The organism is Brachybacterium sp. GCM10030267 (genome assembly GCF_042666875.1).
Lineage (GTDB): Bacteria > Actinomycetota > Actinomycetes > Actinomycetales > Dermabacteraceae > Brachybacterium.
The window spans coordinates 441,764-457,100 of record NZ_JBHTCX010000002.1; the positions used below are offsets into that span (position 1 = coordinate 441,764).

14 protein-coding genes are annotated in these 15,337 nt (G+C 71.9%); 6 read left to right on the top strand and 8 right to left on the bottom strand.

Annotated features, from left to right (window positions below; genetic code table 11):
* Positions 1-346: 346 nt before the first annotated feature.
* Together ACFQS2_RS02340 and upp are read right to left on the bottom strand one after the other, a co-directional pair.
* A complete protein-coding gene (locus ACFQS2_RS02340) occupies positions 347-1,051 on the bottom strand; it encodes a class I SAM-dependent methyltransferase (RefSeq protein WP_377792597.1) in 705 nt (234 codons plus the stop codon).
* Positions 1,023-1,661, bottom strand: a complete 639-nt coding sequence (gene upp, locus ACFQS2_RS02345) for a uracil phosphoribosyltransferase (RefSeq protein WP_377018783.1) — start codon at positions 1,659-1,661, stop codon at positions 1,023-1,025. The genes ACFQS2_RS02340 and upp overlap by 29 nt, the downstream gene beginning before the upstream one ends.
* A 77-nt stretch (positions 1,662-1,738) precedes the next feature.
* Between upp and ACFQS2_RS02350 the strand changes: the two genes are divergently transcribed.
* Genes ACFQS2_RS02350 through tadA form a run of 3 tightly spaced genes read left to right on the top strand, consistent with a single transcriptional unit; the run spans position 1,739 to position 3,710 of the window.
* Positions 1,739-2,695 (top strand): helix-turn-helix domain-containing protein, encoded by a 957-nt coding sequence (locus ACFQS2_RS02350; protein WP_377792598.1) that lies wholly within the window; start codon positions 1,739-1,741, stop codon positions 2,693-2,695.
* Positions 2,692-3,243 (top strand): dihydrofolate reductase family protein, encoded by a 552-nt coding sequence (locus ACFQS2_RS02355; protein WP_377792599.1) that lies wholly within the window; start codon positions 2,692-2,694, stop codon positions 3,241-3,243. Before ACFQS2_RS02350 ends, ACFQS2_RS02355 begins: the two co-directional genes overlap by 4 nt.
* A 5-nt stretch (positions 3,244-3,248) precedes the next feature.
* Positions 3,249-3,710 carry a tRNA adenosine(34) deaminase TadA gene (gene tadA / locus ACFQS2_RS02360; RefSeq protein WP_377792600.1) on the top strand — a complete coding sequence of 154 codons (462 nt, stop codon included), beginning with the start codon at positions 3,249-3,251 and terminating at the stop codon, positions 3,708-3,710.
* A 49-nt stretch (positions 3,711-3,759) separates the two neighbouring features.
* Here the strand turns inward: tadA and ACFQS2_RS02365 are convergent, their stop codons facing one another.
* Genes ACFQS2_RS02365 through ACFQS2_RS02375 form a run of 3 tightly spaced genes read right to left on the bottom strand, consistent with a single transcriptional unit; the run spans position 3,760 to position 6,073 of the window.
* Positions 3,760-4,383, bottom strand: coding sequence for a response regulator (locus ACFQS2_RS02365; protein WP_377792601.1), 624 nt, complete (start codon positions 4,381-4,383; stop codon positions 3,760-3,762).
* The gene (locus ACFQS2_RS02370; protein ID WP_377792602.1) at positions 4,376-5,554 is read right to left on the bottom strand and encodes a sensor histidine kinase; all 1,179 of its coding nucleotides are present in this window, start codon (positions 5,552-5,554) and stop codon (positions 4,376-4,378) included. The genes ACFQS2_RS02365 and ACFQS2_RS02370 overlap by 8 nt, the downstream gene beginning before the upstream one ends.
* 30 nt (positions 5,555-5,584) lie before the next feature.
* The gene (locus tag ACFQS2_RS02375; protein ID WP_377018792.1) at positions 5,585-6,073 is read right to left on the bottom strand and encodes a hypothetical protein; all 489 of its coding nucleotides are present in this window, start codon (positions 6,071-6,073) and stop codon (positions 5,585-5,587) included.
* Between the two features lie 260 nt (positions 6,074-6,333).
* On the opposite strand from ACFQS2_RS02375, the gene ACFQS2_RS02380 reads away from it, so the two are divergent.
* The 3 genes from ACFQS2_RS02380 to ACFQS2_RS02390 are packed head-to-tail and all read left to right on the top strand — an operon-like array spanning position 6,334 to position 8,932.
* On the top strand, positions 6,334-7,362 hold the full coding sequence (locus ACFQS2_RS02380; RefSeq protein WP_377018793.1) for a methionine ABC transporter ATP-binding protein: 1,029 nt from the start codon (positions 6,334-6,336) through the stop codon (positions 7,360-7,362).
* Entirely contained in the window at positions 7,359-8,060 is a 702-nt protein-coding gene (locus tag ACFQS2_RS02385; RefSeq protein ID WP_377018794.1) for a methionine ABC transporter permease, read from the top strand. The genes ACFQS2_RS02380 and ACFQS2_RS02385 overlap by 4 nt, the downstream gene beginning before the upstream one ends.
* A gap of 26 nt (positions 8,061-8,086) precedes the next feature.
* Positions 8,087-8,932, top strand: a complete 846-nt coding sequence (locus ACFQS2_RS02390; RefSeq protein ID WP_377792603.1) for a MetQ/NlpA family ABC transporter substrate-binding protein — start codon at positions 8,087-8,089, stop codon at positions 8,930-8,932.
* A 17-nt stretch (positions 8,933-8,949) separates the two neighbouring features.
* Here the strand turns inward: ACFQS2_RS02390 and ACFQS2_RS02395 are convergent, their stop codons facing one another.
* From ACFQS2_RS02395 to ACFQS2_RS02405, 3 genes are all read right to left on the bottom strand, one after another.
* Positions 8,950-10,131: an endo-1,4-beta-xylanase gene (locus ACFQS2_RS02395; RefSeq protein WP_377018796.1), complete on the bottom strand. Its 1,182-nt coding sequence runs from the start codon at positions 10,129-10,131 to the stop codon at positions 8,950-8,952.
* Positions 10,132-10,218: 87 nt separating this feature from the next.
* On the bottom strand, positions 10,219-12,348 hold the full coding sequence (locus ACFQS2_RS02400; protein WP_377018797.1) for a S9 family peptidase: 2,130 nt from the start codon (positions 12,346-12,348) through the stop codon (positions 10,219-10,221).
* Positions 12,345-15,230 carry a LuxR C-terminal-related transcriptional regulator gene (locus ACFQS2_RS02405; RefSeq protein ID WP_377792604.1) on the bottom strand — a complete coding sequence of 962 codons (2,886 nt, stop codon included), beginning with the start codon at positions 15,228-15,230 and terminating at the stop codon, positions 12,345-12,347. Before ACFQS2_RS02405 ends, ACFQS2_RS02400 begins: the two co-directional genes overlap by 4 nt.
* Positions 15,231-15,337: the final 107 nt, after the last annotated feature.

The window sequence follows — 15,337 nt, forward strand, 5'->3', positions numbered from 1 at the left end:
GCGGTGGGCCCGGGATCCCTGGAGATCGACGCCTGAGGGCGGATCATCGAGGGGCGTGCTCCCGGAAGCACCTGGAGCCCGCGCCTTCCGGCCGGCTCCTGTCAGCCGACCCCGGAGGTGCCTTGAGCTCTCAGAGGCTCGGCTGACGATGCATCATCGGCATCATCATCATGAACATCATCGAGCGCATCGCAGAGCGGACCACCCGGCGGGTGGTCTGGCTGAGCGCGGCGGTCGACGTCATGTCCACGAGCATGCACCGCCCTGCCGTCTCGGGCAAGCAAGCGTTCATATTCTGAAACGCCACGGACGCGAGGCGCTTCGGAACTCCAGGTCAGGCCGGCGCTCAGGCGGTGCGGCGCACGATCAGCAGCGAGTCCTCGAGGTGACCGTGCTGTCCGTCCGGGCCGTCGGCCTCCCGCTCGCGCTGCTCGGCGACCTCCACTGCCCAGGCAGAGGGGTCCAGCGCGATCTCGTCGGCCTCTTCCTGGGCCGTGAGCATCTGCTCGTGCGGGCCGGTGGGGCCGGTGCCCTCATGGTCATGCGCCAGCGCCCACGGCGGCGGGGCCGCGTGGGAGACGATCACGAGGAGACCCTCGGGAGCCAGCGCACGCGCTGCCCGGCGCAGGATCCGGGTGCGGTCCAGCGCCACCCGGGAATGCAAGAACGACGCGGTGACCAGGTCGTAGGACGCCTCGTCGGGCTCCCACGCCGAGAGATCGCACTGCTCGAAACGAGCCGATCCGGGGCCGAGCTCGCGTGCTGAGGCCGCCTCCCGCGCCCGCGCGACGGCAGTGGGGGAGAGGTCCAGACCGAGTGCCTGCCAGCCCTGCTGGGCGAGCCAGATCACGTCGCCGCCCTCGCCGCAGCCCAGGTCGACGCTGCGACCGGGTGGGAGGCCGGCCACCGCGGCGGCCAGGGTCGGGTTGACGCGCCCGGACCACACCGGCTCCGCGCCGGCATACCGCTGCTCCCAATGGGCGAGCGGGCTCTCCTCGGAGCTCATGGCGTCGCGGCGCCGGTCAGTCGACCACGCCGAAGAGGCGGTCACCGGCGTCACCGAGGCCGGGGACGATGTAGCCCTTCTCGTTGAGCTTCTCGTCGACCGCGGCGGTGACGATGGTCAGGTCGATCGCGGGGTCGATCTGCTCCTCCATGGCCTTCAGCCCCTCGGGGGCGGCCAGCAGGGTGACGCAGGTGATGTCGCGGGCGCCGCGCTCGTGCATGTACTCGCAGGCCGCGATCAGGGTGTGGCCGGTGGCCAGCATCGGGTCCAGCACGAAGCACTGCCTCCCCGAGAGGTCGTCGGGCAGGCGGTTCGCGTAGGTGGTGACCTCGAGCGTCTCGTCGTTGCGGACCATGCCCAGGAACCCGACCTCGGCGGTGGGCAGCAGGCGGGTCAGGCCATCGAGCATGCCCAGGCCGGCGCGCAGGATCGGCACCACCATGGGCTTGGGGTTGGAGAGCTTGGTGCCGGTCATCGCGGTCACCGGGGTCTCGATCTCCACCGGCGCCACGGCGACGTTGCGCGTCGCCTCGTAGGCCAGCAGCGTCACCAGCTCATCGGCGAGCTGGCGGAACACCGAGGAGTGGGTGGCGCGATTGCGCAGCACCGTCAGCTTGTGGGCGACGAGCGGGTGGTCGATCTCCAGGACGCGCATGGTGCGAATCTACCGGACCACGCAGAACAGCAAGACCGGTCAAGCGCGCGCCAGGCACGCGACGAATACTGGATCACATGGACAAGAACGAGGAGAACTCACCGGATCCGCTGCACCGGCTGCTCGACGCAGTCCTGGACGAGCGCCACCACACCCTCGGCGACATGGCGGGCGGCGCGTTCCTCTCCCCGTTCCACTTCACCCGACAGGTCAGCGGGCGCAGCGGCGAATCCCCGCTCACCCTGCGCCGACGGGTGCTGCTCGAACAGGCGGCCTGGCGACTTCAGCGCGGCACGTCCGTCACCGACGCGGCCTTCGCCGCCGGATACGACTCCGTCGAAGGGTTCTCGAGGGCCTTCCGTCGCGCCTACGGCCACGCGCCGAGCGATCTCCCGTCGGCCGACGTGCGCGGCCACTGGCTGCCCTCGCCCAACGGCCTCCATTTCCATTCACCGACGGCTTTGTACGTCGACGCCGGGACACCGGAGGAGATCTCGGCCGGTGACGTGGTCGGGATCCAGGTGCGCCACGACCTCGAGGACATCGATGCACTGCTGGAGGCGGCCGGCGCGCTGGGGTCCGATGAACTCGCGCGGGTACGACTGCCCGGCAGCGCCCCGCGCGGCTGGGACGGGGCCGACGAGACGATCGGGCAGCTGCTGCGCCACCTCGTGCTCAGCAAGGAGCCCTGGCTGGCCAGTATCGAGGCCCGCACCGCGCCGGACCTCAGCAGCGGCGAAGATCCCGGTGAGCTGCGCAAGCGCCATCGCGAGATCGGCGCGCGCTGGCTCGCCCTGGTGCGCGACATCCAGCGCCGCGACGCCTGGCAGGACAGGATCATCGACGCCCTGTGCGAGCCGCCGGAGTCTTTCCTGCTCTCGCAGATCATCGCCCACGAGCTCACCTTCTCCGCCCATCGCCGGCTGCTGGCGCGCTGGATGCTCGCCGACGCCGGCGTCGACCTCTCAGCCCCCGCATTGGACCCCGACCCGATCCTCTGGCACCGTCGCACGACAGGAGAGCAGCCGCTATGACCGCCTACCGCTTCTACACCGCCACCACCCTGGACGGCTTCATCGCCGACGAGCACGACAGCCTGGACTGGCTGCTGTCCCAGCCGGAACCCTCGGGTGGCATCCTCGACTACGACCGTTTCATCGCCGGGATCGGCGCGGTGGTGCTGGGGTACACCACCTACCAGTGGGTGCTCGACCACCCGGAGGCGCAGGGCGACGGCCCGTCCTCCTGGCCGTACGAGCAGCCCACGTTCGTGTTCACCCACCGCGAGCTCGACCCGGCCGCCTCGAACATCCGCCTGCTCTCCGGAGCGCCGGAGGCCTACCGAGAGAGGCTCGAGGCCGCGGCCGACGGGAGGGACGTCTGGATCGTCGGCGGCGGGGACCTCGCCACCCAGTTCGCCGACGCCGGCATGGTGGACGAGATCGACGTCTCGATCGCCCCGGTCACCCTCGGCGCCGGCCGGCCCCTGTTCAAGGGCAGGTACGACCTGGAGCTCGAGGAGTTCGGTCGCAGCGGGGCCTTCCTCGAGGCGCGCTACCGGGTGGCGGGCAGGCGACAATAGCGGCCATGAGCGACGAGGAGCTGATGGGGCTGGCCATCGACCAGGCGCGCGCCGCCGCCGAGCGCGACCCGGCCGACGTCCCCATCGGTGCCGTCGTCATCGGGTCCGACGACGAGCTCCTCGCGGCCGCCGGCAACCGCCGCGAGGCCGACCAGGACCCCACCGCCCACGCCGAGATCCTCGCGCTGCGGGAGGCCGCCCGGGTGCGCGGCCGGTGGATGCTGCCGGATTGCACGCTCGTCGTCACCCTCGAGCCCTGCACCATGTGCGCCGGCGCGATCGTGCTCTCCCGGGTGCGCCGGCTCGTGGTCGGCGCCCCGGACCCGAAGGCCGGTGCTGCCGGGTCCCTCTACGACCTCGTCCGTGAGCCCCGGCTGAACCACCGCGTCGAGCTCACCGACGGTGTGCGCGAGAGCGAATGCGGCGATCTGCTGCGGGACTTCTTCCGCGCCCGCCGCCGGGGCTGACGCCGATCAGGCCTGGCCGGAACGTCGAGTGCCACCGGCCCAGCGCTGATCAGATCCAGCCCTGGCGCCGGGCGATCCCCACCGCCTCGTGGCGATTGCTCGCCTGCAGCTTCGCCTGCGCGCTGGAGAGGTAGTTGCGCACCGTGCCCTCGGCGAGGTGCGCGCGGCGGGCGATCTGCTCGACGGGTGCGCCGTCGGCCGCGTACTCGAGCACATCGGCCTCGCGCGGGGTCAGCGGCGAATCCCCGGAGGAGATCGTCTCCGCCGCCAGCTCGGGGTCGATGGCGCGGCGCCCGGCGGCGACCGCGCGCACCGCCTGGGCGAGCTGCTCGGCCGAGGTGGTCTTGGGCAGGAACCCCAGCACGCCCTGTGCGAGGGCTCGTTTGAGGTACCCGGGCCGGGCGTGCGAGGTGAGGATCAGGCACCGGGTGGCGGGGGAGACCTCGCCGATCCGGGTGCAGGCCTCCAGGCCGTCCCCGTCGGGCAGCTGCAGATCGACCACGGCCACGTCGGGCTGCTCGGCGCGAGCCAGGTCCACCCCGTCGCTCACGGCCCCGGCCTCGCCGCGCACCTCGAGATCCGCCTCGAGGGAGAGCATCGTGGCCAGCGCGGAACGGATCAGGTGCTCGTCGTCGACCAGGATCACGCGCAGCGGGGAGGAGGGGTCAGTCATGGCGGCCTCCGGCATCGTCGTAGCGGACATCGAGAGTGAAGGTGCCGCCGTCACGGTGCACCACGAGGGAAGCACGATCACCGAGGCGCTCCCGCATGCCCGTGAGCCCATCGCCCTCGACGACCTGCCCGCCGGTGGGGACGCCGTCGTTGACCAGGCGGAGCCCGTCGGCCCCGAGCGTGATCGTGACCTTGGTGGGATCGGCATGGCGCAGGATGTTGGTGCCGCCCTCGCGCAGCACCCAGGCTGCGCTGTCGGCGTGCTCGGCCGGAAGGTCGGAGACGTCGCCCTCCACCTCGACCTGCACCTGCGCCGAGCGCAGCAGGGAGATGGTGCCGCGCAGCTCGGCGGCCAGATCCGCTTCCCGGTAGCCCCGCACCAGCCCGCGGATCTCGGCGAGGGAGGCCCGTGCGATCTGCGCGACCTCGCGGCCGTGCTCGACGGCCCGGGGGTCCTCCCGTTCGGCCAGCTGGGCGACCAGCTCGGACTTCACGGCGATCACCGACAGGTCGCGCCCGGTGACATCGTGCAGGTCCCGGGCGAAGCGCAGCCGCTCCTCGGCGACCGCGAGCCGGGACTGGCTCTGCCGCGCCTCGTCGAGCTCTCGGACCATCGCTGCCAGCCACAGGGAGGAGCGGAAGGTGAACACGGCGATCACGGTGAAGCCGCCGCAGACGAGCGCCGCGCGGGGAGGGAGCCCGAGCGTCGCCGCGACGAGCGAGACGATGATCGCGATGATGATGCCGACGCCCCACGGCCACCGCAGGCAGACGGTCCCGGCCAGCAGCACGAGCGGGACGATGAGCAGGCGGGGCTCGGCCTCGGCGAGGAGCACCGAGGCGACGATCACGACGGACAGCGCCGCCGTGGCCGCGAGGGTCCAGTCCGACGGCAGGCGCCCCACCCGGGGAAGATCCCACGGGCCGCGCACGGCCGGCCCGGCGGTGCGCGACCAGGCGGCCAGCGCGCGCCAGGCCGACCAGGCACCCAGGGCGATCTGCGCGGCGATCAGGACGACGACCACAGGATGGTCGGCGAGGATCACCGAGGGACCCACGCCTGTGTACGCCAGGAGGCTGGCGGGGTACAGCACCAGGATCAGCACCACGGACCACGCGGTGTAGGAGAAGAAGACGCGCCACTGTCGACCGGCGGCATGCGCGGTGCTCATGGCTGTCTCCCTTCCCTGCTGGTCGCGAGCTTACAGCGCCGTGGACAGCAGGTTCCCGAAGAGGCCGAACAGCAGACCCCAGGCGGTGATCGAGACGCCCATCCACAGGTAGACGCGGCTGCGCGTCGCGCCGAGGGCGACCAGGGTGGGCGCGGTGATCTGGGAGGCGATGACGAACGGGCCCAGCAGGGCGACGCCGGGAACGCCGTACCTGTCCAGGGCGGCCGCCACCTTCTGACGGATCTTCGAGGTCTTCTTCTCCGGACGCTCGCGGCGGCCGGAGACGGCGTCGCGGGCACGGCCGGACAGGGCGATGACGGCGAAGGTCGAGATCATGTTCCCGACCACCGCCGCGGGGATGGCGATGGCCGGGTGGATGCCGGCGGCGGTGCCCAGCAGTGCCGCGAAGAAGGACTCGATGAAGGGGATCGCCCCGATCGGGATCAGCGCGAGGACCTGCTGCCAGGTCTCCATGCCGTCGACCCAGGTGGCGAGCTGCTGAAGGATGTCGTTGACCATGTGAAGCTCCTCGGGAGTGTGCAATCGGTATGGCTTCACTCTTCCGCCGCGCGGACTCCTCGGGTAGGGCGGTGGCTCACCGGCTGCTGTGGCGTCCTCACCGGGCGGCGATGACAGATGTCATGGCGCTGCCGCCCGCGTCTCGAGGTGAGGCGGCGGTGTGACCTGGCCCCGCCTTATGGCCCCCGAAAGCGTGAGGTGTATTGCCTCGTGTGAACGAGGGTGCGGGATACCGCCTGGGGGATGTTTCAATCCCGAGTGTGATCACTCTCGACGGCCTCACGAAGGTCTTCCCCGCGCCCGGCGGGGGAGGCTCTGTCGCCGCGCTCGACGGCATCGATCTGCAGCTGGACGCCGGCAGGGTCCACGGCATCGTCGGCCGCTCCGGCGCCGGCAAATCCACCCTCATCCGCTGCCTGACCGGACTGGAGAAGCCCACCTCGGGCCGGGTCGAGGTCGATGGCACCGACGTCGCCGCCCTCGAGGGGGCCCGGCTCCGTGCCGCCCGCCGCAACATCGGCATGGTCTTCCAGCACGCGAACCTGCTGGACTCCCGCACCGCCGCCCAGAACATCGCCCACCCGCTGGAGATCGCCGGGGTGCCCCGCGAACGCCGCCGCGAGCGCGTGGCCGAGCTGGTCGAGCTCGTGGGCCTGACCGGTCGCGAGCACAACTATCCCGCCCAGCTCTCCGGCGGGCAGATCCAGCGCGTCGGCATCGCCCGCGGCCTCGCCGCCGAGCCCAAGGTGCTGCTGTGCGACGAGCCCACCAGCGCACTGGACGGCGCCACCACCCGCCAGATCCTCCGCCTCATCCGTGACCTGCGTGAACGCCTCGGCATCACCGTCGTGATCATCACCCACGAGATGGCCGTGGTGCGCGAGGTCTGCGAGACCGTCACCCTCCTGGCCGACGGACGGATCGCCCAGAGCGGGGACCTGGTCGACGTCGCCGCCGACCCGCACGGGCCGCTGGCCGCCGAGCTGATCCCGCTGCCGCCGGTGCCCACCGGCATCGACGCCACCATCGTCAACTGCAACTACGGCGACTCGCCCGAGCTGCGCACCAGCGAGGACCTGGTGCGCCTGGCCGAGCAGCACGGCGCCCGCGCCGGGATCGTCGCCGGCACCATCGAGACCATCGGCGGCCGCCAGGTGGGCCGCGTCCAGCTGGCGCTGCGCAACGACTCCGGGCGGCCCATCAGCCACGACGGCCTGGCCTCGTTCCTGCGCGAGCTGGAGTCGGCCGGCGTCGTCGCCCAGATCATCACCGAGGAGGTGGCGGCATGATCGAGACCCTCCAGCAGTGGGCGCAGAACCCCATCCTGTGGCAGTGGGAGGACGGCCTGTGGCAGGCCGTCGGCGTCACCCTCTACATGACCGTGTGCACCATGATCCTGACCGTGGTGCTGGGGCTGCCGCTGGGCATCGCCCTGTTCGAGACCGAGGGTGCCCGCTCGACCTGGCTGCGCGGGGTCAACCAGGTCGTCGGCTTCGTGGTCAACGTGCTGCGCTCGTTCCCCTTCTTCATCCTCATCATCGCGCTGATCCCGGTCACCGCGTTCATCGTGGGCCGCTCCACCGGCCCCAACGCTGCGATGCTCGCCCTGACCGTCGCCGCGGTCCCCTTCGCAGCCCGCCTGTTCGAGCTGAACCTGCGCGAGATCCCCGCCGGGAAGATCGAGGCCGTGTCGATGATGGGCGCGAGCCGCTGGCAGATCATCCGCCAGGTGCTGATCCCCGAGGCCCTGCCCGGCATCATCGGCTCCATCACCACCACCACGATCGCCGTGATCGGCTACACCGCCATGGCCGGCTCCGTGAACAGCGGCGGCCTCGGTCAGCTCGCCTACAACCGCGGCTACACCGGCTACCAGACCGAGATCACCGTGGCCACCGTGATCCTGCTGATCATCATCGTCGTCGCCGTGCAGATGATCGGCGCCCGCCTGTCCCGAGCCGTCGACCACCGTGCCCGCACCGCCTGACCCGCATCCCACCCCCAGGAGAAACCATGAGCACCCTGAACCGCCGCACCCTGTTCGCCTCCGGCGCCGGCCTGGCAGCCCTGTCCCTCTCGGCCTGCGGCGCAGGCTCCCAGGGGGAGAGCCCCACGGCCGACGAGAGCGGCGTGACCACCCTGCGGGTGGCCGCCTCCCCGCAGCCCCACGCCGAGATCCTCGCTTTCATCAGCGAGAACCTCGCCGCCGACGCCGGCCTGGAGATCGAGATCGAGGAGGTCACGGACTACAAGATCCCCAACCGCCTGCTCAGCGACGGCGAGGTCGAGGCGAACTTCTTCCAGCACCTGCCCTACCTCGAGACCGAGATGGAGGAGAACGGCTACGAGCTCACCCCCTTCGAGGGCGTGCACATCGAGCCGCTGGGCGTCTTCGCCGACTCGCTGACCAGCCTCGATGACCTGGCCGACGGCGACGAGGTGGCGGTACCCAACGACCCCACCAACCGCGGCCGCGCCCTCGCGCTGCTCGCCGAGAACGGGCTGCTGACCCTCGCCGAGGGCGTCGAGCCCACCGAGGCCACCCCGGACGACGTCGAGGACAACCCCAAGAACCTCACGTTCCCGGAGGTCGACGCCGCCCTGCTGCCGCGCACCCTGGCCGACTACGCGGCCGCGGTGATCAACGGCAACATCGCCCTGGAGGCGGACCTGAACCCGGCCGAGGACGCCCTCGTGCTCGAGTCCGGTGAGGGCAACCCGTTCGCGAACCTCCTGGTGGTCCGCACCGAGGACGCCGAGAACGAGGCCCTGGTGACGCTCGATGAGCTGCTGCACTCCGACGACGTGCGGACCTTCATCGAGGACACCTACAGCGGAGCCATCATCCCGGCGTTCTGATCCGCGCCCGCTCGTCCTCAGTCCCGCAGAGCCGGGTGGTCCGCGCGGCCGCTGGCCTCGGCGAGGGCGTCCTGGACGGCGTGATAGGCGGGCTTGCGGGTGTAGTCCTCCCACAGCACGCAGGCGGCGCCCTGGCCCTCGAAGGTCGCCGGCACCCAGGAGTAGGTGTCGACGAAGCCCCACAGGGTCAGGGAGTCGCAGCCGTCCACCGCGAGCGCGGCCTCGGTGACACGGCGGTAGTAGTCCGCCTGCTGGGCGAGCTGGGCCTCGGTGGGCTCGGCGCCGTCCGGCAGCGGCATGCGCACGTCGAGCTCGGTGACGGCGGTGTGCAGCCCGAGGTCCGCGAAGCGCTGCAGGTTCTCGGTGATGTCGCCGGGGAACCCGTACTCGATGGACAGGTGCCCCTGGGTGGAGAAGCCGTCCACGGGCACCCCGTCGGCCAGCAGGTCCGGGATCAGCGCGTAGTACGCGTCGGACTTGGCATTGATCCCGTCGACGTTGTAGTCGTTGAAGAACAGCAGGGCGCCCGGGTCGGCGGCGCGCGCCCAGCGGAACGCGTCGGCGACGATCTCGACGCCGAGTTCGCGGATCCAGATGTTGTCGCTGGTGCGCAGGTTGCCGTCGTCGTCGAAGATCTCGTTGGCCACGTCCCACTGGGAGATCCGGCCCCGGTAGCGGCCGACGACCGTGTCGATGTGCTCCTTCAGCAGCGCGCGCAGCTCGTCGGCGCTGAAGTCGCCCTCCTCGAGCCAGGCGGGGTTCTGGCTGTGCCACAGCAGGGTGTGCCCGCGCACGTCCTGGCCGTGCTCGGTGGCGAAGTCCATGATCGCGTCGGCATCGGCGAAGGCGAAGGTGTCGCGGTCCGGGCGCAGGTGGTCCCACTTCATCTGGTTCTCGGCCGAGAGCGAGGTGAACTCGGTCGCGAGGTGCTCGCGGTAGGTCTCGTCGTCGGTGAACGGCGGCGGGTACGGCTGGCTGGTGTGGTGTCCGCCGCCGGCCACGGCGGAGCCGATCTTCAGCGTCGTCCCCGCGGCGAAGGCGAGGGTGTCCTTCTTCGCGAGGCCGGGCGGGGTGCGCTTGTCCCGGTCGTCCTGCTTCGGGCCTCGGGCCTGTGCGGCGGCGGGCACCGCGGCCAGGGCCCCGGCACCCAGGGCCCCGGCACCCAGGGCGCCGGCGGTGAGAATCTGGCGTCGCTTCATGTCGTCTCCTTCGTCGACTGGCGAAAAGTTTCGATACGTTTTCGCCTCGCCGTGAGCGTAAGGTGACGTGCATTACGTGTCAAGAAGTCACAGCAGCCTCGTGGCCCCGAGCTGGTCGAGCAGCCAGGCCAGCTCGTCGGCCCGCTGCTCCCACTTGCGGTAGCGGCCCGACCGCCCGCCGTGCCCGGCCACCATCTCGCAGCGGAACAGGATCGGGCGCTCGGCCGGATCCGAGGTGACCGTCTCGCGCAGCCGCGCGATCCACTTCGCGGGCTCGACGAAGAAGACGCGGGTGTCGTTCAGGGAGGTGGCGGCGAAGATCGCGGGGTAGTCCACCGCGCGCACGTTCTCGTAGGGGGTGTACTCCTTCATGTACCGGTACACCTCGGCGCTGTCGACGGGGTTGCCCCATTCCTCCCACTCGCCCACCGTCAGCGGCAGCGACGGGTCCAGGATCGTGGTCAGCGTGTCGACGAACGGCACCCCGGCGATGATGGCCCGGAACCGCTCCGGGGCGAGGTTGGCGACGGCGCCCATGAGCAGGCCGCCGGCGCTGCGACCTTCGGCGGCGAGCCGGTCCGGGGCCACCAGCCCCGTCTCGACCAGATGCTCGGCCGCGGTGACGAAGTCGCTGAAGGTGTTCTTCTTCTCCAGCAGTTTGCCGTGCTCGTACCAGGCCCGGCCCATCTCCCCGCCGCCGCGCACGTGGGCGATGGCGACCACCACGCCGCGGTCCAGCAGCGAGAGCCGGGTGGGCACGAAGGAGGGGTCCACGGAGACCTCGTAGGAGCCGTAGCCGTACAGGTAGCCGGGGGCGGTGCCTTCGGCGGCGACCTCCCGCCGTGCCACCAGGGAGATCGGGATCGCGGTGCCGTCGGCCGCTCGCGCCCACTCCCGCCGCTCCACGTACAGCTCCGGGTCGTAGTTCGGCACCGGGGTGCGGCGCAGGACGCTGACCTCGCCCCCGGCGACGTCGACCTCGGCGATGGTGGGCGGGGTGAGTAGGCTGGTGAGCTCGTACCGCAGCGAGGTCTGGTCCCAGTTCGGGTTCGCGTCGAGCTCGACGGTGTCCAGCTCGCCCCCGTGGCTGACCTCCCGCGCGGCCTCGAGGTCGAGGGACCCGTCGGCCCGGCGGGGCAGCAGCCGCACGCTCGCGAGCCCGCCGCTGCGCAGCTCGAGCGCCGCGAAGGAGGCGAAGGCCTCGACCGCGAGCAGGCGCTCGCCCTCACCGGCGACCAGCAGATCCGTCCAGGCCGAGGGGTCCTGCAGCGGTGCCTCGGCCAGGGCGAATCCCTCGGCGGTCGCGTTGTGCACGATCAGCAGACGGTCCCCGGCATGCTCGACGGTGTAGTCCACGCCGTCCCGTCGGCCACCCGCGGGCCGCGGCGCCGAGGTGGGGTCGGCCAGGTCCAGCAGCCAGGCCTCCGACGTCGTCGTCGAACCCGCCTGGATCACGAGGGTGGAGCCGTCCCGGGAGCGGTCGAAGCCGATCATGAACCGCTCGTCGCTCTCCTCGAGGACGAGCTCGTCCGTCTCCGCCGCCGCACCGAGGCGGTGGCGCCAGATCTGGTGCTGGCGCCAGGCCTCGTCCATGCGGGCGTAGAACAGCCACTGCTGGTCGGCGGAGAAGGCCAGGCCGTAGCCGGCCCCGGTGACCACCTCGTCGACGATCTCCCCGGAGCTCAGGTCCTTGATGCGGATCGTGAAGCGCTCATCGCCCGCGGTGTCCACGGCGTAGGCGAGCAGGGTGTGGTCGGGGGAGGGGGCGAGCCCGCCGAGGGAGTAGAACTCCGCGCCGGCGGCCTCGGCCTGCGCATCCAGCAGCACCTGCTCGCCCTCGAGCATGGTGCCCGGTTCCACCTGCGGCATCGAGCCGGTGTCCGCCACCCGCGTGAAGGCGGGATAGTCGTTGCCGGCCGTGGTGCGGGTGATGTACCACCAGTGATCCCGGCGCACCGGGACGGACAGGTCCGTCTCCTGGGTGTGGCCGACGAACTCGCCCACCAGGGCCTCGCGCAGCCCGGCCAGGTGCGCGGTGCGCGCGTCGGCGTAGGCGTTCTCCGCCTCCAGGTGCGCGATGACCTCAGGGTTCGTCTTGTCGCGCATCCACTCGTAGGGATCGACGACGGTGTCGCCGTGGACGATCCGCTCGGTGGGGCGGCGGGGCGGGACGGGCGGCGTGGGCGGCGTGGGCAAAGTAGGCAGAGCGTCGGTCATGGACGCGAGCCTACGGGCACCTCCCTGGGTTCGCCGTGGTGCGGACCGCGCACGATGCGGCGCAGCTCGACCCGCGAGGAGAGGCGGAGCTTCGCGAGCGTGTTGCGCACGTGGTACTCGACCGTGCGCACGGAGATGTACAGCGACTCGGCGATCTCCCGGTTGCTGAGGCCCTCGCCCACCATGATCGCGATCTGCTGCTCCCGCTTGGTGAGGTAGGCGAGCACCGGGGGCAGGGAGCTGCGCGATGCAGGGCGCTCCGGCTGGTCCTCCACCGGCGCCGCCGGCACGGCGAGGCTGTTCGCCTGCGCGGTGAGCCGCTCCAGCCCGGACCGGGCGAAGGCGTTCGCCGCCTGGGTGGCCAGCAGCCGGGCGCGCTCCCTCGCCGCGGCGGAGGCGCCGGCGTCGGAGAAGACGTGACGGGCGGCGTCCAGCGCCGCGAAGGCGCGGTACAGGCGCAGCCCGCCGCCGGGCAGGCCGGCGAGGGAGGGGCGCAGCGGCGGCACGGCGTCGAAGTGCTCGACCGCGTCGAGGTGCCGACGGGCCGCGTCCTCCCGGTCCCCGCGCGAGGCCGCCAGCAGCGCCCGCGCGTACGAGGCGATGCCCGCGCGGGCCCGCTCGGCGTAGGGGATCGCGGGGTCCTCGATGCGGTCGATGAGGGTGGGCAGCTCGCCGGTGCGCCCCGTCGCGGCCAGGGACCGCGCGAGGATCATCGCCGGGGCCAGGCCGACCAGCCGCCAGCCGGAGACGTTCTCGTCGATCGTCTGCAGGTGCTCGGTCGCCGCCGCGTCGTCTCCCGCGCGCACGGCGTGCCAGGCCCGTGCCAGCTCCTCCACCGCGGTCAGACCGGTGGTCGTGCGCAGGGCGGAGGGCGAGCCGTCGATGCGCCGGAGGAAGCGCTGGGCACGATCGGTCTCGCCGCGCATGCCGGCGGTGAGCGCGGCGACGGCGTAGGCGAACAGGGCGCCGGCGTCCTCGGAGGTCAGCAGGGTCCCGCCCAGGGCGTGCAGCGCCGCGTCGTGCGCTTCGTCGAGGAGCCCGGCGTCGAAGTGCATGAGCGCCAGGCACATCTGCGTGTGGATGGCGAACGCGCCCTCCGCGGACGAGGAGAACGAGGTCACCAGCAGCTCGCGGGCGGTGCCCGGGTGGCCCTGGCGGTGCAGCAGGGAGCCGATGATCCTCCTGATGGCCAGCTGCGCGGGCTCGGTGCCCGGCGTGGCGGCCAGCTCCTCGGCGATCGCGGTCATGTCGGCCGTGATGCCGGCTCGGGACGACCCGTCGCCGTCGGCGAACAGTGCCCAGCAGCGCAGGATCCCGCGCAGGCTGGCGACCTCCGCCGGCGGGGCGTCGGGCAGCTCCGCGAGCTGGTCCACGACGACGTCGAAGGCGTGCCGGCCGACGTGGAACTCCCCGAGCGATCCTGCCAGGCGCGCGGCCCAGGAGGCGGCGTGGCCGAGCAGCAGGGTGCCGTCCGTGGAGCGGGGCGCGCGCAGTGCCGCCTCGAGGTGGCGGACGCTGTCGGCGAGCGAATGGTCCTCGATGGCCAGCAGCGTCTGGACGGCGCCGCGCACCTGCGGGTCGGCGGCGGCGAGTGCCGAGGCTCCGAGCTGCCGCAGCAGAGCGGGACGGCGCGCGGAGACCGCCGCGCGGGTCGCGGCGGCCACCAGATCGGGGCCGGGAGCGAAGGAGGAGGCGGCGGCGAGCATCTCGAAGGCCACGTCGAACGAGTGGCGTTCGAGGGCCGCGTAGCCCTCCTCCGCGAGCTCGCCGACGAGCTCCGCGGTCGCCTGCGGGGACGGCGGCCTGCTCAGCAGGGCGAGACGGTGCCGCAGCCGCTCCGCGCGGGTGCCGTGCTCGGCGAGCACCGCGTGCACGACGGCCCGGCGGTTGCGCTGCGTGGCGAACCGGATCGCCCGCGCGACCATGGCGTGCACCAGCCGGACATGATCCTCGTCCACGAGGGTGACCAGCCCGGTCGCCAGCAGCGTGGGCTCGCAGAACGGCGCCAGCCCCTGCGACTCGAGCGCCTCGTCCAGGAGCGAGGACGGCAGCGTGGTGTCCGCGAAGCCCAGCAGCTCGAGGACGGCGCGGGTGGAGGGGTCGGCGTCGACGAGGATCTGCGGGACGGCGCGGTCGAACCGGCCCGCCCGCTGCGAGACGTCGGTCTCGAGGCTCCTGATCGCCAGCTCCAGATCGCGCTCGCCGGGACCGGCGGCCATCAGCCGGTCCAGCACGATGGCGACGTGCAGCGGAGAGCCGCCGGTCGCGCCGTGCAGACGCACGGCGAACTCATCGGGGACGGGCACGCCGAGCTTGTCGCCGGCGAAATGCTTGATCGCGGTCTCGTCCAGCGGGTGCAGGGTGAGGTGGCTGCCGTGCACCTCCGTCGTCGCGATGGACCTGATGCGGTCGAAGAACGGCGAGCTGCCCGTGCGGGCGGTGACGATGAAGAACGCCCGGGCCCTCTGGTAGGTCTCCGCGATGTGCCACATGGCCTCGGCCGTGGCGTCGTCGATCCACTGCACGTCCTCGATGATCAGGCAGGTCGCGATCGCCTCGCTGTTGAAGGCCTCGATCATCCGCCCGAGCGGATCGGTGGAGGTCACGGGTGCCTCGATCGACGCCACGATGCGATCGGCGACGGCGCCGGGGTACGCCGCGTCCCCGGGCATGCACGAGATGACCAGCACGCGCCAGGTCTGCTGGTGGCGCAGCTCTGCGGCGATGCGCTTGACCAGTGTGGACTTCCCGATGCCGGGAGGCCCCTCGATGGTGAGGGCCTGGGCGCTGTAACCGAGCACCCGGGTGGCGAGCTCACGGGCGCTGTCGAGGGCGAGGTCGCGCCCGTAGATCGGCGGGAGTGCGGAGTCAGCAGTGGGCATGGCAGGTCGATTCCGTTTTCTGGACACGTGACCGCATCAGCTGGACGGAGAGTACCAGGTACCCCAGTGCCCAGCACAGGGGTACCCGCCCCTCAATACCGGGTTCT

Excerpts from the sequence above, each read along its gene's own strand:
- upp (WP_377018783.1), bottom strand. The coding sequence starts at position 1,661 with ATGCGCGTCCTGGAGATCGACCACCCGCTCGTCGCCCACAAGCTGACG.
- ACFQS2_RS02350 (WP_377792598.1), top strand. The coding sequence starts at position 1,739 with ATGGACAAGAACGAGGAGAACTCACCGGATCCGCTGCACCGGCTGCTC.
- ACFQS2_RS02355 (WP_377792599.1), top strand. The coding sequence starts at position 2,692 with ATGACCGCCTACCGCTTCTACACCGCCACCACCCTGGACGGCTTCATC.
- tadA (WP_377792600.1), top strand. The coding sequence starts at position 3,249 with ATGAGCGACGAGGAGCTGATGGGGCTGGCCATCGACCAGGCGCGCGCC.
- ACFQS2_RS02365 (WP_377792601.1), bottom strand. The coding sequence starts at position 4,383 with ATGACTGACCCCTCCTCCCCGCTGCGCGTGATCCTGGTCGACGACGAG.
- ACFQS2_RS02370 (WP_377792602.1), bottom strand. The coding sequence starts at position 5,554 with ATGAGCACCGCGCATGCCGCCGGTCGACAGTGGCGCGTCTTCTTCTCC.
- ACFQS2_RS02375 (WP_377018792.1), bottom strand. The coding sequence starts at position 6,073 with ATGGTCAACGACATCCTTCAGCAGCTCGCCACCTGGGTCGACGGCATG.
- ACFQS2_RS02385 (WP_377018794.1), top strand. The coding sequence starts at position 7,359 with ATGATCGAGACCCTCCAGCAGTGGGCGCAGAACCCCATCCTGTGGCAG.
- ACFQS2_RS02390 (WP_377792603.1), top strand. The coding sequence starts at position 8,087 with ATGAGCACCCTGAACCGCCGCACCCTGTTCGCCTCCGGCGCCGGCCTG.
- ACFQS2_RS02395 (WP_377018796.1), bottom strand. The coding sequence starts at position 10,131 with ATGAAGCGACGCCAGATTCTCACCGCCGGCGCCCTGGGTGCCGGGGCC.
- ACFQS2_RS02400 (WP_377018797.1), bottom strand. The coding sequence starts at position 12,348 with ATGACCGACGCTCTGCCTACTTTGCCCACGCCGCCCACGCCGCCCGTC.
- ACFQS2_RS02405 (WP_377792604.1), bottom strand. The coding sequence starts at position 15,230 with ATGCCCACTGCTGACTCCGCACTCCCGCCGATCTACGGGCGCGACCTC.